At 67.5% G+C, this 21,864-nt stretch carries 29 protein-coding genes; 8 read left to right on the top strand and 21 right to left on the bottom strand.

Features of this window, described 5'->3' with window-relative positions; all coding sequences use genetic code 11:
* Positions 1-10: 10 nt before the first annotated feature.
* From EV186_RS15110 to EV186_RS15135, 6 genes are all read right to left on the bottom strand, one after another.
* Positions 11-838 carry a hypothetical protein gene (locus EV186_RS15110; RefSeq protein ID WP_133849839.1) on the bottom strand — a complete coding sequence of 276 codons (828 nt, stop codon included), beginning with the start codon at positions 836-838 and terminating at the stop codon, positions 11-13.
* Positions 839-850: 12 nt separating this feature from the next.
* On the bottom strand, positions 851-4,759 hold the full coding sequence (locus EV186_RS15115) for a tape measure protein (RefSeq protein ID WP_133849840.1): 3,909 nt from the start codon (positions 4,757-4,759) through the stop codon (positions 851-853).
* A 4-nt stretch (positions 4,760-4,763) separates the two neighbouring features.
* Positions 4,764-4,994: a hypothetical protein gene (locus EV186_RS15120; protein WP_133849841.1), complete on the bottom strand. Its 231-nt coding sequence runs from the start codon at positions 4,992-4,994 to the stop codon at positions 4,764-4,766.
* A gap of 221 nt (positions 4,995-5,215) precedes the next feature.
* Positions 5,216-5,521 (bottom strand): hypothetical protein, encoded by a 306-nt coding sequence (locus EV186_RS15125; RefSeq protein ID WP_133849842.1) that lies wholly within the window; start codon positions 5,519-5,521, stop codon positions 5,216-5,218.
* A 20-nt stretch (positions 5,522-5,541) separates the two neighbouring features.
* On the bottom strand, positions 5,542-5,784 hold the full coding sequence (locus EV186_RS15130; protein WP_133849843.1) for a hypothetical protein: 243 nt from the start codon (positions 5,782-5,784) through the stop codon (positions 5,542-5,544).
* Between the two features lie 83 nt (positions 5,785-5,867).
* Positions 5,868-6,542, bottom strand: a complete 675-nt coding sequence (locus EV186_RS15135; protein WP_133849844.1) for a phage tail tube protein — start codon at positions 6,540-6,542, stop codon at positions 5,868-5,870.
* A 70-nt stretch (positions 6,543-6,612) separates the two neighbouring features.
* Here EV186_RS15135 and EV186_RS15140 point away from each other — a divergent pair, with 70 nt between their 5' ends.
* A complete protein-coding gene (locus EV186_RS15140; RefSeq protein ID WP_133849845.1) occupies positions 6,613-7,140 on the top strand; it encodes a dsRNA-binding motif domain-containing protein in 528 nt (175 codons plus the stop codon).
* On the opposite strand, the gene EV186_RS15145 is transcribed toward EV186_RS15140, so the two are convergent.
* The 8 genes from EV186_RS15145 to EV186_RS15180 form a co-directional block, all read right to left on the bottom strand.
* Entirely contained in the window at positions 7,137-7,550 is a 414-nt protein-coding gene (locus EV186_RS15145) for a phage tail termination protein (RefSeq protein WP_133849846.1), read from the bottom strand. The genes EV186_RS15140 and EV186_RS15145 overlap by 4 nt on opposite strands.
* Positions 7,550-7,804 (bottom strand): hypothetical protein, encoded by a 255-nt coding sequence (locus EV186_RS15150; protein WP_133849847.1) that lies wholly within the window; start codon positions 7,802-7,804, stop codon positions 7,550-7,552. The genes EV186_RS15145 and EV186_RS15150 overlap by 1 nt, the downstream gene beginning before the upstream one ends.
* Before the next feature lie 62 nt (positions 7,805-7,866).
* Positions 7,867-8,160, bottom strand: coding sequence for a hypothetical protein (locus EV186_RS15155; RefSeq protein ID WP_133849848.1), 294 nt, complete (start codon positions 8,158-8,160; stop codon positions 7,867-7,869).
* A 26-nt stretch (positions 8,161-8,186) separates the two neighbouring features.
* A complete protein-coding gene (locus tag EV186_RS15160) occupies positions 8,187-8,576 on the bottom strand; it encodes a hypothetical protein (RefSeq protein ID WP_133849849.1) in 390 nt (129 codons plus the stop codon).
* Positions 8,569-8,796, bottom strand: a complete 228-nt coding sequence (locus EV186_RS15165; protein WP_133849850.1) for a hypothetical protein — start codon at positions 8,794-8,796, stop codon at positions 8,569-8,571. Before EV186_RS15165 ends, EV186_RS15160 begins: the two co-directional genes overlap by 8 nt.
* Positions 8,797-8,808: 12 nt before the next feature.
* Positions 8,809-9,798 (bottom strand): SU10 major capsid protein, encoded by a 990-nt coding sequence (locus EV186_RS15170; protein ID WP_133849851.1) that lies wholly within the window; start codon positions 9,796-9,798, stop codon positions 8,809-8,811.
* Between the two features lie 46 nt (positions 9,799-9,844).
* Entirely contained in the window at positions 9,845-10,480 is a 636-nt protein-coding gene (locus tag EV186_RS15175) for a hypothetical protein (protein WP_133849852.1), read from the bottom strand.
* A gap of 102 nt (positions 10,481-10,582) precedes the next feature.
* Positions 10,583-11,560: a VG15 protein gene (locus EV186_RS15180; RefSeq protein ID WP_133849853.1), complete on the bottom strand. Its 978-nt coding sequence runs from the start codon at positions 11,558-11,560 to the stop codon at positions 10,583-10,585.
* A 60-nt stretch (positions 11,561-11,620) separates the two neighbouring features.
* On the opposite strand from EV186_RS15180, the gene EV186_RS15185 reads away from it, so the two are divergent.
* Positions 11,621-11,830, top strand: coding sequence for a hypothetical protein (locus EV186_RS15185; RefSeq protein ID WP_133849854.1), 210 nt, complete (start codon positions 11,621-11,623; stop codon positions 11,828-11,830).
* Here EV186_RS15185 and EV186_RS15190 read toward each other — a convergent pair.
* Positions 11,780-13,231, bottom strand: a complete 1,452-nt coding sequence (locus tag EV186_RS15190) for a phage portal protein (protein WP_133849855.1) — start codon at positions 13,229-13,231, stop codon at positions 11,780-11,782. The genes EV186_RS15185 and EV186_RS15190 overlap by 51 nt on opposite strands.
* Positions 13,232-13,396: 165 nt before the next feature.
* On the opposite strand from EV186_RS15190, the gene EV186_RS15195 reads away from it, so the two are divergent.
* Both EV186_RS15195 and EV186_RS15200 read left to right on the top strand, forming a co-directional pair.
* Complete coding sequence (locus EV186_RS15195; protein WP_133849856.1) at positions 13,397-13,774, top strand: hypothetical protein; 378 nt, start codon at positions 13,397-13,399, stop codon at positions 13,772-13,774.
* Positions 13,775-13,853: 79 nt separating this feature from the next.
* Complete coding sequence (locus tag EV186_RS15200) at positions 13,854-14,528, top strand: hypothetical protein (protein ID WP_133849857.1); 675 nt, start codon at positions 13,854-13,856, stop codon at positions 14,526-14,528.
* Here the strand turns inward: EV186_RS15200 and EV186_RS15205 are convergent.
* The 6 genes from EV186_RS15205 to EV186_RS15230 form a co-directional block, all read right to left on the bottom strand.
* Positions 14,518-16,218, bottom strand: a complete 1,701-nt coding sequence (locus tag EV186_RS15205; RefSeq protein ID WP_133849858.1) for a terminase large subunit — start codon at positions 16,216-16,218, stop codon at positions 14,518-14,520. The two genes, EV186_RS15200 and EV186_RS15205, sit on opposite strands and share 11 nt — an antisense overlap.
* Positions 16,178-16,630, bottom strand: coding sequence for a phage terminase small subunit P27 family (locus tag EV186_RS15210; protein ID WP_133849859.1), 453 nt, complete (start codon positions 16,628-16,630; stop codon positions 16,178-16,180). The genes EV186_RS15205 and EV186_RS15210 overlap by 41 nt, the downstream gene beginning before the upstream one ends.
* A 238-nt stretch (positions 16,631-16,868) precedes the next feature.
* A complete protein-coding gene (locus EV186_RS15215; RefSeq protein WP_243754047.1) occupies positions 16,869-17,255 on the bottom strand; it encodes a hypothetical protein in 387 nt (128 codons plus the stop codon).
* Positions 17,236-17,979, bottom strand: a complete 744-nt coding sequence (locus tag EV186_RS15220; RefSeq protein WP_208115605.1) for an adenine nucleotide alpha hydrolase family protein — start codon at positions 17,977-17,979, stop codon at positions 17,236-17,238. Before EV186_RS15220 ends, EV186_RS15215 begins: the two co-directional genes overlap by 20 nt.
* On the bottom strand, positions 17,969-18,196 hold the full coding sequence (locus tag EV186_RS15225) for a hypothetical protein (protein WP_133849860.1): 228 nt from the start codon (positions 18,194-18,196) through the stop codon (positions 17,969-17,971). The genes EV186_RS15220 and EV186_RS15225 overlap by 11 nt, the downstream gene beginning before the upstream one ends.
* 630 nt (positions 18,197-18,826) lie before the next feature.
* Positions 18,827-19,903, bottom strand: a complete 1,077-nt coding sequence (locus tag EV186_RS15230; protein ID WP_166659181.1) for a DUF932 domain-containing protein — start codon at positions 19,901-19,903, stop codon at positions 18,827-18,829.
* A gap of 395 nt (positions 19,904-20,298) precedes the next feature.
* Here EV186_RS15230 and EV186_RS15235 point away from each other — a divergent pair, with 395 nt between their 5' ends.
* Genes EV186_RS15235 through EV186_RS15250 form a run of 4 tightly spaced genes read left to right on the top strand, consistent with a single transcriptional unit; the run spans position 20,299 to position 21,654 of the window.
* Entirely contained in the window at positions 20,299-20,520 is a 222-nt protein-coding gene (locus EV186_RS15235) for a hypothetical protein (RefSeq protein WP_133849862.1), read from the top strand.
* Positions 20,517-20,846: a hypothetical protein gene (locus EV186_RS15240; protein ID WP_133849863.1), complete on the top strand. Its 330-nt coding sequence runs from the start codon at positions 20,517-20,519 to the stop codon at positions 20,844-20,846. Before EV186_RS15235 ends, EV186_RS15240 begins: the two co-directional genes overlap by 4 nt.
* On the top strand, positions 20,846-21,298 hold the full coding sequence (locus EV186_RS15245; protein ID WP_133849864.1) for a hypothetical protein: 453 nt from the start codon (positions 20,846-20,848) through the stop codon (positions 21,296-21,298). The genes EV186_RS15240 and EV186_RS15245 overlap by 1 nt, the downstream gene beginning before the upstream one ends.
* Positions 21,295-21,654, top strand: a complete 360-nt coding sequence (locus EV186_RS15250) for a hypothetical protein (RefSeq protein WP_133849865.1) — start codon at positions 21,295-21,297, stop codon at positions 21,652-21,654. Before EV186_RS15245 ends, EV186_RS15250 begins: the two co-directional genes overlap by 4 nt.
* Positions 21,655-21,864 lie beyond the last annotated feature (210 nt).

The following is a 21,864-nucleotide window of genomic DNA, read 5'->3' on the forward strand; positions in this document are numbered from 1 at the left end:
TTGGACAGACCTAGGCAGCCCGGTAGATCGCCGACAGCGACAGGTGATCGCCCGCAGCGAAGGTGAACGGCGAGGTGGCGGCAATCTGACCGGAGCTGTAGATGCCGCCGATGGTGCTGCCGCTGGAGTCGATCGTGGCAGTACCTGCGTAGTAGTTGAACGCTGAGACGTCGCGCATGATCGCGGCGCCGCCGTAGAGCGGCCAGGGGTTGTGCGCGGTGGTGTAAGCCGCGGTGATGGGCAAGGAGAAGCCCCACGCGTTCGTTCCGCCGGACGTACTCGAGCCCCACGTGAGGCTGACCCGCACGAACACGAGATTTCCCACCCGTGCCCATTCGCCGGTCAGGGCGCCGTTGCCGAGCGAGGGCTGGGTGCCTGAGGTCGTCCAGGCTGGCGTGTAGCTGGTCCAGGCGCCGTTGCTGACCCAGCCTTGGGTGCTGGACCGCTCGACGACGGCGGCTTCGTCCACGATGAGGCAGCGCATGCCGACATGTGCGTCGGCGGGTAGCGCGGACCTGGTGGTGACCGGGTACAGCCCGTCTCGGGCGGTGGGTGCGCACACCCACTGCGTTCCAGCGGGCCAGGCTTGCGCGGCCGTGTTCTCCCGGCCGCGCACCACGGTGAGCGTGGTGGCGCCTGCCGCGTGTGCGGTGACCCAGACCTTCTCGTGCGTCTTGGTGGCCGGGTTGAGCAGCACCAGCGGCAGGTAGACGCTGGTGGTGGCGGCGCTGGGCAGCGAGGCGAAGTCCGCGCTGCTGATCACCGTGTCGGACACGGCGGCAGCGTTGGTCAGCACGCCGAAGGAGAAGTCGACGGGCGTGCGGTACTCGTAGACCACGAAGCGGTCCCCCTAGATGCGGGTGCGGGTTGCGATGGCGTCGCCGAGCGCGTCGGATGCCTGGTTGATCTCGCCGCGGACGACGCCGAGGAACTGCCCGGAGTTCAGGACGAGCGTGCCGGTGAAGCTGCCGCCGGTGGAGCCGATGGATCGCTCCACGGCATCCCACTGGCGTGCGGTCAGCACGGCTTCGGGTGTGCGGGTGCCGTTGTAGACAGTGGACAGTCCCGGCGGCAGCCAGCCGCCGGAGTCGTAGCCGCCGGGCTTGTCCATCGCGTACTGGAGCGACGGGTAGCGGTGCAGCGCGTAGTTGAGTCCGGCGTAGATGTTGGCCAGCGGGTCGTAGATGTCGGGCGAGAGCGCGGGGTTGCACCACCGGTCGAACGTCGGCTTGATCACCTGCATCAGCCCAATCGACGGTGTGCCGTGCTGGGCGTTGATGTCGGTGAGGTTGATCGCGCGGGGGTTGCCGCCGGACTCCTGGTTCATCCGGCGCATGACGTTGGGCACCAGGGACAGCGGCTGGCCCAGCAGCGCGAGCACCTGCTGCACGAGCCCGGTCCAATGCTGCACACCGGCCGCGACGGGCGGCTGTGGCGCAGGGCCACCGCGGTGGTCGTCCTCCAGGCCGAGCGCGCGCTTGATCGTGGAGATGAGGCCCCCGATGACCGAGCCGGGAAGCTGGACGATGGCCTTGCCCCACCCGGCCGAGGCCCACCGCTTGAGCCCGTCCAGGCCGGGGATCATCGAGGTGAGCGTGCCGAGCGGGTCGGTGGTGAAGTGGGCGATGAATGACGCGGCATCGGCGATCCCGCCTGCGACGTTCTCGACCGCGTGCACGATGCCGCCCGCGACCGACGTGATCCCGTCCCACAAGCCACCCAAGAAGAAGTGCGGCACGCTGCCGGTCATGGTCGGGCCGGTGCCGGTGCCGCCGCGTCCGCCGCGTGCGGCAGCGTTGGCCGCGACGATGTTCGCCGGACCGAGGAGGCGCACCAGCTCGGGCACGAGGACGGCTTCGCCGGGGCTGAGGATCGCGGGCACGGTGTCGCGGCCGGGCGCGTAGCCGGCCAGCACGCCACCTGCGGCGAACTTGACCGGCGCCAGCTCGCCGAGGGTGAGGTCGACGCCGGGAATCCAGCCGGTGATGGCGTTCCACACCTTGCGGATGCCGTTGTTCCAGATGGTCTGGATGACGAAGTTGATCGGCGCGGCGGCGTAGCCCTTGATCTTGTTCCAGGCGATCTTGATGCCGTCGACCACCGCGCCGAACGCCGAGCCCACCGCGCGCACGGCGGTCTTCACGGCCTCGAACGCCGGGTGGAGCACGTGGTCGTAGACCGCACGGACGGCGTTGCCCATCCCGGCCCAGGCAGGGCGGATGACGTTGGCGTAGACCCACGCGAACGCCGCACCCACCGCCGACACGGCCACGCGCAGCGCGGACAGCACGGGCTGCACCACCGAGCGCCACACCACCGACACGGCCGCACCGATGCCGTGCCAGGCCGGGACGATCGCGTTCTGCCACACCGACACCGCGGCCGAGCCGAGCGCCTGGACGCCGAACACGATGGCGTCGATGACCGGCTTCACCATCGTGGTCCACAGCCACGTGAACAGCCACGCGATCCCGGCCAGCGCGGGCTGGATCGCGTTGTGCCACAGCCAGATCCCGACCTGCGCCCACATCCGGAAGTAGGCGACGATCCCGGCGATCACCGGCCGGATCGCGATGGTCCACAGCCACAGCGCGAACGCGCCGATCGCGGCGAACGCCGGGTGGATCGCGTGGTCCCACAGCCAGAGCGCGACCGCGCCGACGAGCTTGAGCGCCAGCACGATCGGCGTCAGCACGGCCGTGACGACGATCCCGAACAAGATCGCCGCCGCCGTGTAGAGCACCTTGAACACCGGCGCCAGCACCGTGAACCACAGCCACGACGCCGCAGCACCCACCGCCTGGACCGCGACGACGATCCCGTGCCAGGCCGCGACGAACGCTGACCCGACCGCCTGGGCCGCGCTGCCCAGCGCAACCAGCGTGGGCTTCAAGACCGAGTTCCAGGCGAACGCGGCGGCGACCTGGATGCCGTGCCAGCACGCTTCGACCACCTGCCGGAACCCGGCGAAGTGCGTCCAGGCGTAGATCACCCCGGCGACCAGCCCGGCCAACAGGGTGATGATCACGCCGATCGGGCTGACGATGAACGCAGCCGAGAGCAGCAGCCACGCGCCCCGTACGAGCAGAATCGCCGTCTGCAACAGCTTGAACGCCTTGGTGACCGCGCCGACCGTGGTCGCGATGACCAGCCAGGTGCCGAACGCCGCCGCGAGCCCGACCACGACCGGGGTCAGCGGGTGCAGCCAGGTCGCGATGGTGACGATGGCCGGACCGACGTAGTCGTGCAGGATCGAGCCGAGCAGCCGCCAGCCCACCACGATCGCGGCCCCGGCGATCTGTCCAAACAGGACAACCACCGGACGCAGGGCGTCGTACACGATCCGGGCGGCGATCCCGATCTGCTCGAAGAACCCGGCGAGACCGCTGGAGGTCACGTCCCGTTCGCCGGAACGGAACGCGGTGAACATGGCGCGGAACCCGCCCGCCACCTCGCCGACGGCCGTGCGCAGCGCACCGGTGACCAGCACGACCAGCGGGTTGTGCGCGACGGCGGTCATCACCGCCGGGAGCTGACCCAGCTCGGTGGTCAGCCACGTCAACGCGGTCTTGATCGCGGGCATCGCCGGGGCGACGAGTCGGCCGAGGCTGCGGTTGAGGTTGTCGGTGAAGTTCGACCAGACCCCGGTCAACGTGGTCGCCTGGTTGGCCATCATCCCGGCGAACGCCTGGGTTTGACCGGCCGCACCCTTGGTGCCGCGCTCGATTCCGGTCAGCAGCAACGGGATCGCCTTGGAGCTGGGAACCAGCCCCTTGCTGATCATGTCCTGCAACTTCGCGGTGGACACGCCCATCTGATTGGCCAGAATCCGCAGCGCCGGGATGCCCGCCTCGGTAAGTTGCAAGATCTCGTCGCCCTGGACCTTGCCCTTGGCCGACATCTGTCCAATGGCGAGCGTGACCTGGTTGATCTGCTCGGCGGACCCGCCCATCCCGGCCACGGCGTCGCCGATCGCCGTCAGGGTCGGCAAGACCTGCTTGGCGTCGAAACCAAACGCCATCAACCTCTGCGCGCCGGTCACCACCGAGGGCAGGTCGAACGGGGTCTTCGCAGCGAAATCCTGGAGCTGCACCATGAACTGGCGTGCGTCCTGTCCACTGTGGAGCATCGTGGTGAACGCGGTGACTGCTTGTTCCTGGCTGGCCGCGAACTTGATGCCCATGCCCACGGCCGCCACCCCGGCCACGGTGAACGCCGTGCCCGCGGTAATCCCGTACCCGGCAAGCACCGTGGTCGCCCCGCGCAGCGGCGCGCTGATCGCGGACTCGATGGTGGAACCCACGCGGGTCAGCGCTGGCCGGCTGACCGACGCCATCGCCGTGAACCCGGACCCGACACGGCTGGTCTGCTCGGCCACCGTGCGCAGGCGACCGCCGACGGTGCCTGCCGTGCCGGACAGCGCCATCCCGGCGATCTGCGCCGAGCCGAACCCATCGCGAACCCGGCCCAGAACCGGGCTGACCTTCGCGAGCTGGTCGAGCACCGGCGCCGTGCCGCGCGCCAGCGTCGACATCTCGCCCGCGCCTGCCTTGGCCGTGTCCGTGAACGCCGTCCTGGCCCGGTCCAGCGCGGGCAGCAGCCCGGTGGTGACGCCACCGCCGAGCCGGGCGCCCACGTCGCGGCCAGTACGTTCGCCGACCCCGCGCAGCTCGGTGCCGAGCTGGGAGTTGACCGACGCGCCGATCCCCCGCAGGGACGGAACCACTTGCAGGACCGCCGTCCCCACGGTGTACGGCACAGACTCACCCCCCAGGCGACGTCACGTTGGGCAGCAGGAGCCGCACCCGTTCCTGGTGGCGGCGGTAGCGGTCGGTCTCGGCGAGCCGGTCAGCGGCCAGCACGGGGCGCGGCATGGGCTGGGTGGTTTGGCGCTTGCCGGTGCGCTGGGCTTCCAGCGACGCGCGGATGCCGATCAGCAGGTCCGCAACGTCCGCGAGCGCGGCACGGACGGGTGTCCAGGTGCGCGGGTCCACACGCCGACTTGATGCGGCCGGACGGCTTGTCTCGAGTTGGCGTGCCCGGTGCAGCAACTCGTCGTCGTCGTGGATCGAGACCTTGTAGTGGCTGTGATCGGGCAGCCGCTCGATCAGCCGAATGAGCTGCGGCCAGGGACGCCGGCCACGGAAGAAGTCGAGCAGGTCAACGCCGAGCTCAGCTTGGAGGTCGTACTCGATCGCCTCGCCGCGATCCTCGATCAGCGCAACGAGGCCGACGAACCCCCCGGCGGCACCGGCGAGAGCCCGAAGTGGTCCACCATGTCGGTGACCAACGCGTTGAGCACCGAGGCGGGCGCGGAGCCGACCAGCTCCCGCACTCGCTCGTAGTGCTCCCCGCACAGCAATGCCAGCGTGCGCCGCGAACTACGCGACTCCTCGATCTCCAGCACCGTGTCGCCATCCGGCGCCGGAATCTGGAGCACCTGGCCGTCGTCCAGCTCCAGCGGGAACGGCTCGACCTTGGCCTGACTGATGTACTGAGTGAACTTGTAGGTCTTCGCCATCGCGGGGTGGTCTCCTCGGGTCAGAACGCGGGCATGTCCGACTCCGGCTGAGCCGGGTCGCTGGTGAGCTCGCTGGCCGGCTGAGGCTCGGTGGGCTGCGCGGGCGGCTCGGGCGTCTCCTCGGGCTGCTTGCCGGGCTGATCGCCGCCCTCGTCGCCGTTGCCGGCGAGGACCCGATAGCCGTGGCCGAGCGTCAGAGTCCGCACCTCGATGTCGTTGTCGGTCTCGTAGCGGGTGCCATCGGGGGCCTGGAGCGTCGTCATGACGCACTCCTGTCCGGGGTGGTGTCCGAGTGGGATGTGGCGCGGCGCAACGGCCACCCCGTCCGCCAGCGCCGCGCCACGTCTCATGCGGTGGCGAAGTCCATCTGCGTCAGCAGCGACTTCCAGCCAGGACCGCCGAAGAAGTAGCGGATCGCAGTACCAGTGACCTCGTCGTAGTTCGCGGTCAGCGTCACGTCGTAGCCGACAGGGGTGTCGCTGTCGGTCCACTTCTGCTCGCCGCGATCGGTGACGTTGGCCTTGGGCAGCACCTTCGCGACGTAGATCGTGTCCACCCCGGCGCCGTCCACGAACAGCCCGAAGACGCGGTAGTACTTGGTCGAGGGGCGCGACGGACGGTCGAAGGTGACCTCACCGGTCGTCGGGTCCGGCACCACGCTGGACAGATCGATGCCCTCATAGAGCTCCAAGGTCTGCCGCTTGGTCTCCTGTGCGACGAATTTCAACCCGTCGGTCTGCTTGGTGATGTCACGTCGGGTCGGCTCGACCGCGCCCCAGCTCTCCACGTCGGACGTGTCCACCGAGCGGGACCAGGTGGCGCCGTCGCCCTTGTCCACCCATCCGATGTCGGTGTAGCCCTCGGGCAACGGCAGGAGCTGCGAGTCCGCGCCTGCGGTCAGGGTGGTCGGCAGCGGCGCCGTGTCGCTGGCGATGAAGATCGAACCCTCCAGCGCCTTGCGGATCAGTTCGCTCTGCTTGTTCTTGAGCTCGTCGTAGGTCGTGGTTGTCGGCCCGGTCATCAGTTCTCCCTAACCACAGCATCCGAAGGTTGCTAGCCTTGATGCACTCAGGCAAAGAGGAGGCATAGCAATGGCGCTGTTTATCTCAATTCTGTCGCTCGGCGTATCTGCACTGTCGCTTCTCTTTGCCTACTTCTCCTTTAGGCGAAATGGCCCGAGCGTGTTCGGCGCTTTAAAGCTTGGCTTTTTTATAGGAACGCCCGATGAGATGAACCACGGCGTACAGTGGCACTTCCCGCAAATAGGCCAAACGATAGCTCCGTCGTTTGAATTGCATATTGTCAATCGTGGACGCCAGCCGATTGACATCATCAACGTCGCAATTAGGTTCGCGGGCGACGGACATCCGGGATCGTTTGAAGATGATGGCGAGCCTACGTATCGCCTCGAAGGTGGGTCAACGCTCACGCGAGCTTATCCGCTTTACTATCATCGGATTAATAATAGTCCAATGTACGGTCTGTTCTATGCGCAGATATGGTTCGGCGACGGGAAGACGCGAAGGGCCGCCGGTCTTGTCAACATCGATCGCGAAGCGATAGACGCAGCCTATCTTCGCGTTATTGAGCGTTTGCGAGCATCAGGCGAATTGCGCTAATCGCTAAAGGTCCCTATCCGCGGCCGTCGCCACGCTAAGCGGAAGTAGGCGACGACTCGACGCATGTCGTCGGTGGTGTTCCACGGCACCTGCGTGGGCGGGTTGTCGGTGCGGGCGCTGTCGATCAGCACGCGGTCATCGCCGGTGCCGACCTGGGTACGGACGGAACCGAGGATGAGCTGCCGTGCTTGCTCGGCGAGCTGCCACGCCTGCGCGCGATCCGCGCCGTAGCAGGCGATCTCCATACGCGGGTAGTCGGTGATCCCGTCGTCGGAGCCACCGACGCGCTGGACGCGGATCAGGGGCGCGGTGAGATCGGCGGGCGTTGCCGTCACCGTGGCGGCCAGTGGTTCTAGCAGGTCGAGCAGCACCGTTTCCGCGTCGGGCCACGGTGCGAGATGGTCGCCCATCAGCCCGCCTGCACGATGCCTAGGGTCTGGCCGAGGACGTGGTACGGGTGGTCCTGGTGGACGTTGCCCCACTCGACTACGGCCGAGTGCGGGGCGCTCGCCACGATCAGCCCCATCACACGGTCCCCGTGGGCGCCGCCGAGTCCGCCGTCCTCGGCGTGGATGGCCGCGGCGTACTCGCCGGTCCGGCGGGGTGCGATGCGGGCGGCGAACTGCGCGCCAGCACGGGCACGGCTCATCACGAACTCTCGCATTTCCTCCGAGCGCAGGAGGGCCGCGATCCCCGCCGGGTTTGGTTCAAAGTGGACAGATCTGTTCATCCGGTGACCCTTTCGATGTGGACCTGGCAGACCCCTGCCGGTGCGAACGGGCTGCGGTAGCGCTGCGGGTCGCCGATGACCTGCCAGCGGGTGCCGTCGGCCAGGACCAGTCGGTCGGTCGCGCCCACGTCGGCGTCGACGTCGGCATAGACGGTGGCTCGCCGGGTCACTTGCTCCTGGCGGTCGGTCTGCTCGTCGGACCCGGCCGGTGCGATGACGCAGCCGGTGACCTGGTGCTCGGTGGCGGGCAGCGGGTCGCCGTAGCGGTTGGTGCCGCCGGGCCTGGACACGGTGACTGTCTCTCCGGTCAGGCCCATCACCACGGCTTGCCGTCCACAAAGGACGTCACGGGCGCAGTAAGGGTGGTGTCGATGTCGAACGCCTTGCCGCGCCCGACCGAGCGCAGCACCCGCATCCGCTGATCGCGGGAGAGCGCCCCGCCGCCCGTGCCGGTGGCGGCATAGGTGGCCGAGTACGGCCCGATGGTCGTGGACGCCACCCCGCCCGGTGAGGGCACGGCGCCGCGCCCGAGTTCGAGCGCCACGGCCGCCACGCCTGCGGGGAGCGGTACGGGCAGCTCGCCGACTTCGGCCGTGAGCACCGCGCGCACCCAAGACTCGATGGCCGCGGCCTGCTCGTCGGTGCACGGTCGACCGGACAGCGCCGTCAAGGTGGCGGCGGTGAACAGTTCCGGCAGGTCAGCCATCGCGGCGCCCGCTGGGACGTGCCTTGGCGTCCGGCTTCGGTACGTCCGGGTTGGCGCCCAGGTCGCTGGCCGTGTCGCTGGCCGGCCGGACGCCCAGCTCGGGAGGGAGCTTGCGCAGCAAGGCGGCCGTCTTGGTGTCCACTTCGGCCTGGCCACCTGTGAAGCGGACGCCAAGATCGGCGATGACCAGCTCGGGGTAGATGTCGTTGACGAAGCGCATGACCGGTGGGCCTCACGCGCCGGTCGGGGCAGTGGTCAGCCCGCTGATCTTGCCGTGGGCGCGCTCGTTGCCATACTTCAAGCCGACCTCGCCGTAAATCTGGTACTTGTCACTGGCGCCGGTCTTCGCCAGGGGCTCGGTGAACAGAAACCCCTTGCCGGGGATACGCAAAAACACCGGCGCCAGCTCGTCCAGCGACGCGACGATCACCGTGCCGGTCGGCATGTACCGGTTGAGCATGATGTTCAGCCGCCCGAAGTCGGTCTCGATGGTGTCCAGGCTGACCCCGCCGACGTTGCGGGTGGACTCCTTGTAGCCCTTGTCAGTGATGAACGCCTTGGTGAGCATCCGCTTCTGCCAGGCGTTGCAGATGATCGTGGCGGTCTCGGAGATCCGGATGCCGCCGTTCTCCCAGGTCTTCTGGAGCAAGTCCACGATCAGCGTCTCGGTCAGCTCGACCGGCGTGGAGTTGGTGACCACGTTGGTCGTGATCGCCTGGAGCAGGCCGCGGGTCTTGCGGGGCTGGGTGTTGTCCTCGGGCTGCGCGAACGTGCCGGAGATGAACGACACCTCGATGTCGCGGGCGATCTGCTCCAGCTGCCGCTGGCTCTGCCAGACCAACTCGTCCCCGGCCGGGTTTGTCCCGCCGATGCTCGCCGAGGTGGGCACGTTCGACCCGGTGACCGCGAACTGTCCGGTCGCGGCCTCGCGAGTGTAGGTGATGGCCAGCGCTTCCTGGTGGATCTCCACCACGTTGAACGCGTTCTGCCGGACCCGCGCCTCGGGCGGGGGCGCGTCCGCGCCTTCCAAGCGCTGCCGGTTGGCGTCGGGATCACGCAGGTCATAGGTCTGCCAGGTGAAGATCGTCGTGTCGACCGACTGGCCGCCGGTCAGACCGCCGATGGACGACAGCAGTGGCGTGTCGGTCGGGGTGATCGCGAACAATTCGCCCACATAATTGGGGCTGTTGAACGTGTTGAGCATGCCGGTGATGCCAGGCATCGAAACTCCTGTCTACTTCGGACACCCGACACCGCGGCCGGGAGGGTCAGCGCTTGTTGGCGCTGAGGAGCTGCTGGGCCTTGAGGGCGAGCGCAGTGCGGTGATCGCCCTTGCGCTCGGCGTCGCGAATCTGGTCAGTGATCGAGGCGGACCCCCGAGCGCCCTGGCCGGGGTCGGGGTTCGGGCCGCGCTTGCCGGAACCGTTGGCCGCCAACAGGTACGGGCGTTCCTTCGCGGCGGCGGCGACGTCCTCGGCGATGGCCTTGGTGTCGATTTCGCCGTCGTCGCCGATGTAGCGGTCCTTGTCGTCTAGGTAGCGCACCGCGTCAGCGGGGTTGGTCCAAGCGGATGCGGCGGCGCGGATCTCGGCGTTCACAGCTGAGGTGATGGCGGTCTTGGCACGTGCTTCGGCCTGCTCGGCGCGGGCTGCGGCCTTCTCGGCTTCGGTGCGGTTGGCCGCCTCGGCTTCGTCCCACTTCTTGGCCTTGCTCGCGTTGTCCTTGGACCGGGACTCCCACTTGCGCGACTCGGCGAGCGTCTTCTCGTAGAGCGCCTTGTAGTCCGGCTCGGCGGCCTCCTTGGCCTTGCCGGGGTCCTGAGTGGACCCGGTGCCCTCGGGGTCTTCTTGGCCGGTCTGGGTTCCCTCTGCGGTGCTGGTGCCGGTGTTGGCCGGTTCGGTCATCGGTGGTGCCTTCCCGTGCGGGATCGCCCGACGCCGTGCGGCATCAGGTCAGGGGGTGGTGAAGGGGGCGGTGCGCCGTGCGGCGCGGGGTGATGGGGCGGGTCAGAGCACGTAGCCGTAGCGGCGCAGTGCTGCGATCAGCTCGTCTCGCGACCGGTCGGCGTAGTCGGTGACGACCTGGCCTGCCGTTGGCCGCGCGAGCTGCGTGCGGCGGTACCGGCCGCCGCTGGATGTGGGGACCGTGGCCAGCTGGCCCAGGCGTGCGCCGGCCAGTCCGCGGCTGGTGGTGCCCGAGCGGGTGGTCCAGCGTCCAGCGACCGGCATCGCGCCTCGGCGGGCGTTGACCACCTGGGACAGGTCGGCCCCGGCCCGGATCGCGTCGGCGTTGCCGACACCGAACCGTGCGTTCTGCTCGGCCGCGGTCATGGCGTCGAACAGGGCGCGCGGGTGGTTGTCGGGGTTCTCGGTGCGGTATTGCTCGGCCGTGACCGGCCGCATCGAGCAGTCGCAGCGCGGGTGCCGCCGAAAGCCTTCGGAGTACCGGTAGAGCCGTCCGGTGAGGATCACGCACCGGTCGCACGCCGGGAGCTTGACCACGCGCTCGTAGCCAGCGACACGCGTGTCCGCGATCAGCTGCACTTGGGTGGCGGTGCGGCCCGCGTCGGTAATCTCGGTGCCTGCGTAGGTCAACGCTCGCCGAAGCCCGCGGGCTGCCGCATCGGTGGCGCTCATCCCGGCCCCGATGTCGGCCAGCAGCCGCCACAACACCAGCTCGGCGAGCGCGGCCAACGGGAGACCGGACGCGCCGACGCCGGCGAACGCTGCGGGCACCACCGACGGAGTTAGCTCGTCTGCCTCTCCAAGCACGTCAGCGACGTACGGGGTGGCGAGCGCGGCGGCCTGGGTCTGCCCGTCCGTGACCGCGGAGAGGAACACCGGCAGCACGTGAGCGGCGAAAGAGCCGCGCAGGCCACCGAACTCGAGAGAACGCCAGCTGCGCTGGATCACCTCGGCCTGCCGCCGGACGATCACCTGTGTGGCATCAACGTGCCGCAGAGGTCGCGTCAGTTGTGCGGTCACGGCGCCACCTGTTCGAGCGAATGAGGGAACGGGACGCGGGACGCGAGCAGTCGCATCGCCATGGACCGCGAGGAGCTACTACGGCGGGTGGCGGGCATGCAGCCGTGGCACCAGCTGGCCGAGCTGGACTACTACCGCTCGGCCGCCGAGCTGGGCGTCACCAGGACCGCGGCTGAGCAAGCGGTGTCCGCCGCGATCGAGATGGCTGCGTCCGGCGACTCACGCGGCGGCGACGTCTACGGCCTGGCGCTGAGCCTGCTGACCGCCTGACTGGTCTTCCGGGGACTGCTCGGGCTTCGGACCGAAGTCGCCTGCCGGGTCGTAGACCGCGCGGGTGACGTCGGCCTTGTCCTCGGCTTCCATGTCCTCGATCTGCGCCGTGGTGAACCCCAGCGTCCGGCGGGCCATCCGGCGCGGCACCAGCTTGTCCGCCTGGTAGAGCTTGACCACCGCGTCCGAGCGCTGCGCGAACGTCGGCGTCGCGGGATCGGCCCAGACGGTCTCCATCCACCGCGCAGAGTCCGGCACCGACCCGTCCCGCACCAGCAGGACCAGGCGCATGATCCGCTCCCACGCCGTCTCGAACCCCTTGATCCGCCTCTCGGCCCGCTTGACGTGCCGGGCCTCGGCGGCGCGGATGCCGTCGGCCGATGCCGGGTTGTCCGAGCTGTAGCCCAGGGTGTGCAGGGCCATCCCGGACACCGTGGACACCTGCACCGCCAGGGTCCGCAGGGTGTCGTGGAAGTTGCGCAGGTCCGCCTCCGGGAACTGCCCGACCTCGACCCCGTCGTCCTTCTTGTTCTTGATGGTCGACCAGATTTTCCCCGCGATGGTCTGCCAGGGACTGATCTTGTTGCCCTTGTCGTCGGTGAAGTCCGCCTCGTCGAAGCCCAACGCCCAGCGCCTCGGCATCGCGTGAAACTCGGCGCTGACCATCATGTCCGTGGCGACCTTGCAGGCCGCGTCGCTGATCGGGATCACGTCGTTCAGCTCGCTTGTCCCCAGCGGCGCCCACAGCTGTGGACGATTCACGATCGGCACCACCAGGACTTCGCCCAGCTCGTGATCGTCGCGGCTGATCTCCACCAAGCTGCCGCCGTCGGCGGCGTAGGTGACGGTGTAGTCGGGCAGGTACAGCGTCGTGAACCACTGGATGGTGCCGTCCAGCGCGGTGTCACTCCACCGCTTGATCCCCGCGACAACCTGCCGCGTGGCCGGGTCCAGCTCCACGTGGACTTCCAGCGGCGATTCGATCGTGACCAGTGGGTACTTCCGGTCGCCGAGCTTCGGGTTGGTGCCGACGATCGCGTACGAGCGCCGCATCACCATCGCGGTCACGTGAGCCTGCTGGTAGCCGGCATCCAAGTCGTTGTACTGCCACACGTGGCTGAGCTCGGTGTCCGCCTCCGGCTGCCCGCCGAGCCGGAACCCGTCGAGGTCGATGCGCTCCTCCAGCGCGTCAACTACCAACCTCGGCCAGTTAAGCACGACCTGCCGCACCCGATCGTCCAACGTCGCCAGCAACTCCGGGTGCATGTAGCTGAGTGGCTGCCGACCCTCGTAGTAGTTCAGCAGCGCGGTCAGGTCCGGTAGCTCGGCGTTGTGGGCATTGACGAGCCTGACAAGCCACTGAGTATCAGTTACGGAGGGCCCTGCGGTACTTCGGGTCAAGCCCCCTCCTAACAGTAAGTAGTCGATCGCCACCCGAAGGTGGTGCGGGTCTTACACCAACGGCGGTAGGACTGCCATTCGCCGCCGGTACGTTCAAGAGTGCGGGTCAGGGATCATCAATTACTCATCCCGCGAAGGGGGAAAATGAAAAGCCTAAGAATTGCCGTGGCGACACTGCTCTCATTCGCCGCGCTTCTTATTCCCGAAACGGCTTCCGCTTCAACAGCGGCCGGCTCGCTCAAGGCGTTGCCGGATTGCAATTCCTGGTTTGGGGAGTACATCGGAGTCAGTGATTCTGGCGGGGAAGCAATCGTTTCCATCAACTACAGCGGACTCAGCCGCTGGCTCGGCGGTAACCCGGGACTTGTTTATTACACATTCAGCGATGGAAAAGAATCGAAAGCATACAACGCCGCGCCTGGCGGTGGCCAACACGGCGTGAATTACCTGATTGAGCAGAGTGGAAGATGGGTGGCCACCGTGAAAAACGTTTGGGGGAAAGACGTCTGCGATGAGTACATCCAAGTGATCACGCAGCGCTAAGGGCTGCGCCTCACTCTCGTATACTCTGGCCGGCCGCTCTCGCGGTGCCACCCTCGGTGAGCGGTGGTACCGTGAGCGCGTGACTCATGGGGACCTTTCAGGTGAGATGCTGCACAAGTCAGGCGAGATGGACGTGTTCGGCATCTCGAACTGGCATGGCAGTCAGCACCTGCAATTCTTTGAAGTTGACTCAAATCAGAACATCGTAGAGATTTGGCTTGCACATAGATCCGAACCGAACACCGATCTGCAGTGTCCTACACGTCACGTTATGGTGGGATCATTTGATCCAGCGATCGGCCAGAGGTTGAATCTGGAAGAATATGTTGTTCAAGACGCTGTGACGAAAGTTGTTTCGTCGGCAGTACCTCGCAAACGGGTTAATAAACCAATCGACAGTGGTAGCAGGCGTGCCGTTTTCCATCACATCCAGCAGGTCACCGCAAGCAGGGGCACGTGGCCGTTGACGGATGTATCGGTGGACGGTGTACAGGTCCCGTGTCGCGTTTGGAGTTTCGCGATGCTGACTGTGGGCTTCTGTCCGCCAGTTGAAGAACACCCGTTTGTGTTCATCGCATCACGTTTTCAAGACGTAACCGCGTTGCAATTCAGGCAACTCGTGTCCACTGAAGACTATGAGTTCGACATGACGGCCGGGATACGCAGAGCCGACATTCGCTGGTGGGACGAGTCGCCTGTCGCAGCTGACGTGGACTACCTCAACTTGTACCATCGAGACCCGCTCAGCGGATGATCATTCCGCCGTGCCGCGCGTGCTTGGCCGCCAGCTCACGCCAGCGAGTGACGGCCATGGCGGCGGTGGGCACTGCGTCGATGCGCTTGCCAACGGCCGCCCGGTCCGGCTTGTCTGGGCGGAGTTGGTCCGCATCGCCTGGCGGATGGCGGACCTCCACGGCGTCGAAGGCCCACTCGGCGACGGGGTTGCCGTGGTGGTGCCAGGTGCGTGAGCGGGTGAGCGCCATCAGCTCGGTCATGCCGTAGGTCATGCCCCGGAAGGTTTGCGGAATCGGACTGAGGTCGAGTCGGGTGCGCTTCTGGATGGCTTGGCGCGCGGGTTCGCCGGACCATTCGTCGTATCCGGCGGCCATGACGCGGAAGGTGTTGCAGTCGGCGGCGATGTCGGCGTAGATCACGTCGTAGTCGATGACGTCGCCGGGCGTGACGGTGATCCATCCGCCGTCGGCCCACTGCGAGATCCGCCCGTTGGTCCGCTGGTCGAGGAAGGTCACTGCGGCTTCTGGGAGCCAGAAGCGCCACAGCATCGACGCCTGCCCATCGAGCCCGTCGGGGACGACGAGCGCCCAGGCGGTGAGGTCGAGCTTGGCTGCGAGGTCCAGGCCGCCGTAGGCGCGGCGTCCCGCGAGTTCGGCGCGTAGCCAGTCCGCGGCCGGCGCGACCGTGCCGGTGCACTGGCGGTAGAGGTGCATGGGCATCCACCGGTGCGCTTGCTGGACCCATTGGTTGAGGCGGTACTGCCGGAAGGCGTTTTCCTTGGACGGGTCGTTCTTGGCTTCCTGGGCTTCCTCGCGCAGGGCCTTGATCGACAGGAAGTCGCCGAGCGCGGGGTTGGCAAGCGGCCAGTTCGTTTCGTCCCACGGGTCGGCGTCCTCGGGGACGTTGCGGATGTAGGCGAACCGGTGCCGTGCCCGCTCCGGGTCGTCGGTGATGCGCAGGCACTCGTCGTGTTCGCTGCGAGCGAAGCTGGCGGGATCGTCGCCCGCGGTGGTGGCGGCGACCATGAGCGGCTGCGCGCGGGTACCCATGCCGGTGCGCATGGCATCCCAGAGCGAGGCGTTGCGCTGGGTCAGGACCTCGTCGAAGACCACGCCGTGCGGGTTGTGGCCGAGGTTGCCTGCCGCGTCGGCGGCGACGACTTCGTAGTAACTGCCGGTGCGCTCGTCGATGATCCGCTTGATGTGGTCCTTGACCGCCAGGCGGGCGCTCAGAACCGGGGAGAGCTTGACCATGCGGGCGGCGACGTCGAAGACCTTCGCGGCCTGGCCGCGGTCCATGGCGCAGCCGTAGATTTCCGCGCCCTCCACGCCGTCGGCGACTAGGAGGTAGAGCGCGATGAACGCCAGGAGCTCGGACTTGCCGTTCTTGCGGGCGACCTCGATCCAGACGATGCGGTAGCGGCGGACGTAGGACTCCCACTCCTCGTCCCAGACGACCTCGCCGAAGACCGGACCAACGATGTCCTCGCGCTGCCACTCGGCGAGGATGAACGGACGGCGTGCCCACCGGTCCTTGGTGTGGCGGCACAGTTCCTGGGCGAACGCGATGGCGTGGTTGGCGCGGGGCCGGCAGAAGTGCTCGCCGTGTTCGGTGCAGGTCAGGTCATCGAGCGTGAACCCACACGCGGGCGGCTCGTCGGTGCCTGCGTCAGGAGAGGAGCCGGGCGGCGTTGTCCGCCGAGCCGCCACGCTCCACCTTCAACTGCGAGCGGTCCGAGGGCGTGAGTCCGAAGCGGGCGCCGAGCTGGGCGAAGGTCATCTCCGCCTCGCGCTGGACGACCAACGCCGGGTTCTTCACGAACCCGTTGGCACCCTGCACAAGCAGGGCGCTGCCGTTGACCAGCTTCGTCGCCGCTCGGTAGCGGGCCAGCGCCTCGCAGACCATCGCGAAGCCGTCGACATCCCAGGCGGTCAGGACTCCGCAGGCGATCAGGTCGGGCGCGAGCCGGTCCCACGCTGCCCGTGCGTCGTCGGACAAGGTGTCCGGCGCGGTGATGCCGCCCTCGGCGGGCAGCGGCTCGTCGTTATTGATCCGGTCCGGTCGGTCGCCGTGCAGCACGCGCAGCGCGGTCGGTTTCGGAGCTGGTCCGCGCTTGCCCATGCGTCTTCCCTCCTGGCTGGCTGTGGTCGTCGGGGTGGGTGGCTCGGGCGGCCGGGCTTGACGCGTTCCGTTCGTTGCGCCCCGGTGGCTCTTACCTAACGGCGAGGCCCGAGTGGACGTGGGATCAGGTGCCGGAGCTGCGGCCCCGGCCAGCGCCCGCTGCGCGGATGCTGAGCCTGCGGGCCACGCTGCGTGCTGCGCTCCTAAGCCGTCCAAACATGGTCGTCCCTCCCCTCAGCTATTCGTCTTCCATGGGCACACCGAGGATTCGCGCAGCGGCGTACCCGTCGAGGTACTTGTCGCCCACGCCCATCAGCTTGGCGTTGCGCAGGAACAGTTCCTTGTCCTCCCGTGTTCGGAAGCACAGGACGAACCAGAACTCCGAGTCCGTCGCGAGCCGGAACCGCTCCTCTTCCCGCTTGGCGCGATCACGGAAGGCTTGCTGGATCGCGTTCAGCTCGGCGTGAGCGTCGGCCTCCACATCTCCGGTGTAGTCCACTGCGGACAGTGGATCGGGTTCCGGCTCGGCGTTGAGCAGCCCGAGGATGTCCTCGTTGGACATATCGCCGCCCGCGACGGCCATGCCGGAGAGCTGGGCCAGCAGGTCATCGTTGGAGTCCGGCACGGAACACCTCCAGGTCCGCGAGCGGGAACCACTCCAAGATCGTCTGGTAGTCCTGCGGCCGATGCCGCCGGATCGGTTCCAGGAAACGGATGTCCAGCCCGTCGAAGGATCGGCCGAACCACTCGTACTCCGGCGGCAGTGGGCAGTGGTGTCGGGCCAGCGCTTCGCGGACATGCCGGATGCGCCAGTCCCACACCGGGCTGACCTTGTGAATCCGTTCCCGCCACGGCCCGCGCTGCTTCATCGCACTGCGCCGGTTTGGCGAGTCCGCTGCCCGCACCCCGTCGGCTGTCCAGGTCTGCTCCGGGTCCAGCCCGTAGACCTCCGTGCACAGCAGGCGGGAGATGTCGGTGTAGTCCGGCTCCGGGAGCTGCGCCGCCTCGATCACGGCGATCCGCTCCGGCGGCTGGAACGTGAGCGCGTTCAACCACCGGCACAGGCTCGGGTGCGGGAACTGCGGGATCTTCACGCCGAAGAACCGCTCGTACTCCGCCACGGACTCGTCCACGAACGACAGGCCGGGCACGAGGTACAGGTGAAACGGTCGGACATCCACGCCGGCCTCACGCAGGGCCAGCCAGGTGACCAGGCTGTCCTTCCCGCGCGAGAACGCCAGCAGCACCGGCCGCCCGGCCGCCGCCAGCTCGGCCCGCACCTGCTCGGAGGGAGCGGCCCCGTCGATCACGATGGGCACGGTCTGGTCAACGGTCGGGTCAATCGCCATCGGTGCGCCCCTCCTGGTCAAACGACACCGGCTCGCTCCGCCACCGGAGGCGCTGACCCCACTGGTAGGCATCGATGATCTGCTCGGCGGTACAGCCCAGACTGCGAGCGCGCGCCAGGGCCTCCCGGTACTGGCTCGGCTGGTCGTCACGGACAGCCGCAGCCAGCCCATCCAGGGCACTCATGGTTTTGACCAACGGGCCGTCATCCTCGACCACGAGCGTCTCCCCGATCTCGGAGTGCGGCGCGCTCGGCTGGCGCGGACACCGGCCCGGCGAAACCTGTCGGCACACATCCCGGCCTAGCTGACGATCGAGCGGACCCGGTAGGGGGAGGGGTCACCCCCTGGGGCGATGCAGGTCTAGACGACCCCACCACCACGGGTAGCCGGATCGGTTGCGGTGGCCCGGTTGTGGCACCCCTGACACAGCCCACGGCCAGCTTGCGGGTTGTCCGGGTCCAGCCCACGGGCGACCAGGACCCGACGAGACAGCGGCCAGTGATCGGCCACTGTGGACAGCACTGCACACGATCGGCCCCGATGGGTTGGGCAGGCAGCATCCGAGCAACGGCACACGGGATCACGGGACAGCACAGCGGCACGGAAGGCACGGTGACCGGCTGACCGGTAGCCCTGTTGCCATGGGTCAGATGCCCTACGGCTGGCAGCCTGCCGAGCATGGTCAGCACAGCGGCCACCCTGGGCAGGCTCACCACACCCCGGCACGGTGCACAGGGCACGGGCACGGTGCGGCATGTGCCCTCCCTGTACGGCCCCGGCACGGGCCTACGGCTCAACGGGGAGTGCCCCCCTGCCGAATCGGCAGAGGGGCACCAGCGGGGGGTGGTCATGCTGCGGCCACGATGTCCCGGCACAGGTTGAACGTGTCCAGCTTGAGCTGGTCATAGGTGCCATCGAAGTTGCGGAACGATCGGACCCGGTCCTGGTCGGCGTTGTCGGCGGTCATGTTGACCGGGACCTTCCAGTCCAGGTACTCCACCACGGACTGGTAGCCCGCCCACACCGTGTCCCGGATGTTCTCCTGGGTGTCGGCCGATTTGAACAAGCCTTCCAAGGTCTCCCAGTGGGTGACCTGCGGCTGACGCCACTCCGCCTGCGGGCCGACCCACTTCTCCGGCCAAACCTTCTTGACCAACTCCTCGAAGGTCTCCCCGGTCATCTTGGTGTTGATCATGGACTCAGCCTCGACCTTGAACACCTCAGCCCAGTCGAAGGTCAGCTTGAGCGCCTCCCTGGCCTCGGCGATCCGACCGGAGATGCCGGGGGTGTGCCGGAAGGTGTACGAGGATCGGTGGTTGCCCAGGGCGGCCCGTTCGGTGTTGGCACAGACCACCCGGACGGGAGTGGTGAGCACCTGCAACCGGCGGCGACCGGTGTGCGAGTTGAGACCGGCCAGGTAGAGGTCCACGTCGTCCACGCCCCCGACCCGAACACCCTGCGGGAGCTTCACGGTCATGAACACGTCGGCCCCGTCACGCAGCGACCCGGCGGTCTCGAACACGGCACCCGACTGCTCGGTGATGCTGGTCAGGAACTCCGCCAGTTCCTCGTTCTGCACCGGGGTGTAGTCCGGCCCAACCACACCGAGCGGCTGAACTTCCTTGGACACGGGCTCGGTGCGCAGCACCGAGTACCAACCGGGCATGCCCATCAGGCTGGTCGTGTCCTCCGCGGTGACTTCCTGACCGGGCTTGCGCTCGGCGTCGTCCTGCGGGATGGGGCACTTCTGGGTGTGCTTCGCGCCGACGGCTCGCTTGCACTCCGGGCACTTCCCGGTCGGAACCAGGGCGGCCACACCGAGCGACTTGCGAACGTCCCACCCACCCAAGCCGGACTTGTCCAGCATGGTGGCGGCATCCATCAGGTCATCGGCCACGAAGCCGAGACGGTGCCAGGCAGGCACGCGAGCCGAGGCAAAGGCCACGGATCCATCGGCGAGAGTTTCCAACTCATGCGACACGGGGTGTCTCCCTTGTGTTTTCGGGCTGTCTTGCTGACAACCAAAACACTACCCATATGCGGGACCTGTGTCTCTTAAATGTGATGCCTATCACTATTAGGAGACGACGGACTCATATCGGTCGATAGTAGAGCTGTCAGCAAGACAACCCCACTCGGGAGACAATCAGTGTTCAGCTATCTATGGCACACCATCATGGTGCCTCCATTCCAGGCCATAGCAGCGGCCTGGGGCTGGATCACCTGGCACAGCATCACCGGGGCCATCTTGGTGCCTCTGGCGGCTGTTGCGGCAGGTCTGTTGCTCTCCCGGTACACCAGCAAGGGAGACAGCAACTAGTGGACCCCAACGAAGTTATAGCGACGATGCGCAGTCAAGTCACTGCGCTCGCCGAATCGGTTTCGGCCGCCATCGAGGCCGGTTCAGTCCAGCGTGCCGCTCGTCACTACGAGCGAGCCGACACGCTGCGCGCCGCATTGGTGGACGAATTCGTGACACTGGACGAATGGTTGACCAATGGTGGTTTCCTGCCCACCGCGTGGACGAATGGACGACCGTGACTAACGAGACCGTGACACCCATGCGTTGGCTCATGCTGACTTGGGTGCGGGGCGGCCACGTCCGCTCCGGTGAAGATAAGCCGAACGCCGCCAGTTGGATTTACAGCGACGTTATCGCGGACTCGGGTATCGCTCGCCCCGAACTAAACCGCGCCCTCCACTGGCTGCTACGCAGCGGGTATGGGCAGGTTTCAGGCGATCAGTACCCGCCGCCTGCAGAGACGCTGGTGGTGGCGACCGCACAGGGCATCGCCGAGCTGCGCGCCGGTGACGGCACGGTGCTGGCCTGGCTGTGCAAGATCGCCGAAAAGGCGGGCTGGTCGTGATGTCCAACGAAGATGCGCCGATCCGCGTCTGCGCTCGGTGCCTGCTCGCGCTGAACCACCGCACGACCGCTGTCGGCGTGAGCTGGGAGCACCCGGTCGACGCGGAGGTCGGACACGAGGTCGTGCCGATCCCCCCGCCGCCCGGATGGACGGGCAAGTGCGACTTCTGCTCGACCGCCCGGCCGACGCACGTCGTGCCCGCCAACGACTTCCTCGTTCCCGGCGTCGCCGGGCACTCCTCGGGCGGCAACTGGGCCGCCTGCGGCACGTGCGGCGAGCTGGTCGAGCAGGCGAAGTGGGACGAGCTGGGGGCCCGAGTCGCCGAGGAGTTCGAGCGGCGCAACGGATGGCCCATGTCCCGCTTCGCCCGGCGACACCTCACCAAGCTTTACACCCGCCTACGTCGCAACATCACCGGCCCGGTCAGGCCGATCAGGGAGGTCAAGGGATGACCACAGAGGACACGCTGGCCTGGGGCTACCAGGCCGGCGTGCCCGCCGGGACCACGACAGCTTGGGGCTGCCGAGCCATCGTGGACGCCAGCGGGCACCTGGACGTGCCGCCGGACCGCCAGTCCGCGGTCGGACCGCGAACAGACGCACTGCTCGACCACCTCCACCACCACGTGCGCGGAGCCTGGCGCGAGCGCGCGGCCGAGCTGCTGCGCAACGGCGTGATGAACACACGCACCGCGACCGAGCTGGTGCTGTACCAGGACGGCGTCGTGATGATCAAGGGCAATACCAAGGGCAGCGGCGGCTACCTCTACGTGTGCGCCTACCTGCTCACAGAGGAGGACGAAGGATGAGCCGCCACGTGCACCGCCGCAGTCACAACGGCTGCCAGACGTTCCGCTTCGTCAACTACCGGTGGTGCCCACCTACGCCCTGAGCGAGACCACATCCAAGACCATTCAGATCCCGTGGAGGTGAACACGCCATGATCAGCGACAGCCCCGGCCGTCAGACGGCCGGGGCTATCGTGTCTTCCTGCAATGTGTCAGCAAGACAGGGAGACA

This window comes from Labedaea rhizosphaerae (assembly GCF_004362825.1).
GTDB classification, from domain to species: Bacteria; Actinomycetota; Actinomycetes; order Mycobacteriales; family Pseudonocardiaceae; genus Labedaea; species Labedaea rhizosphaerae.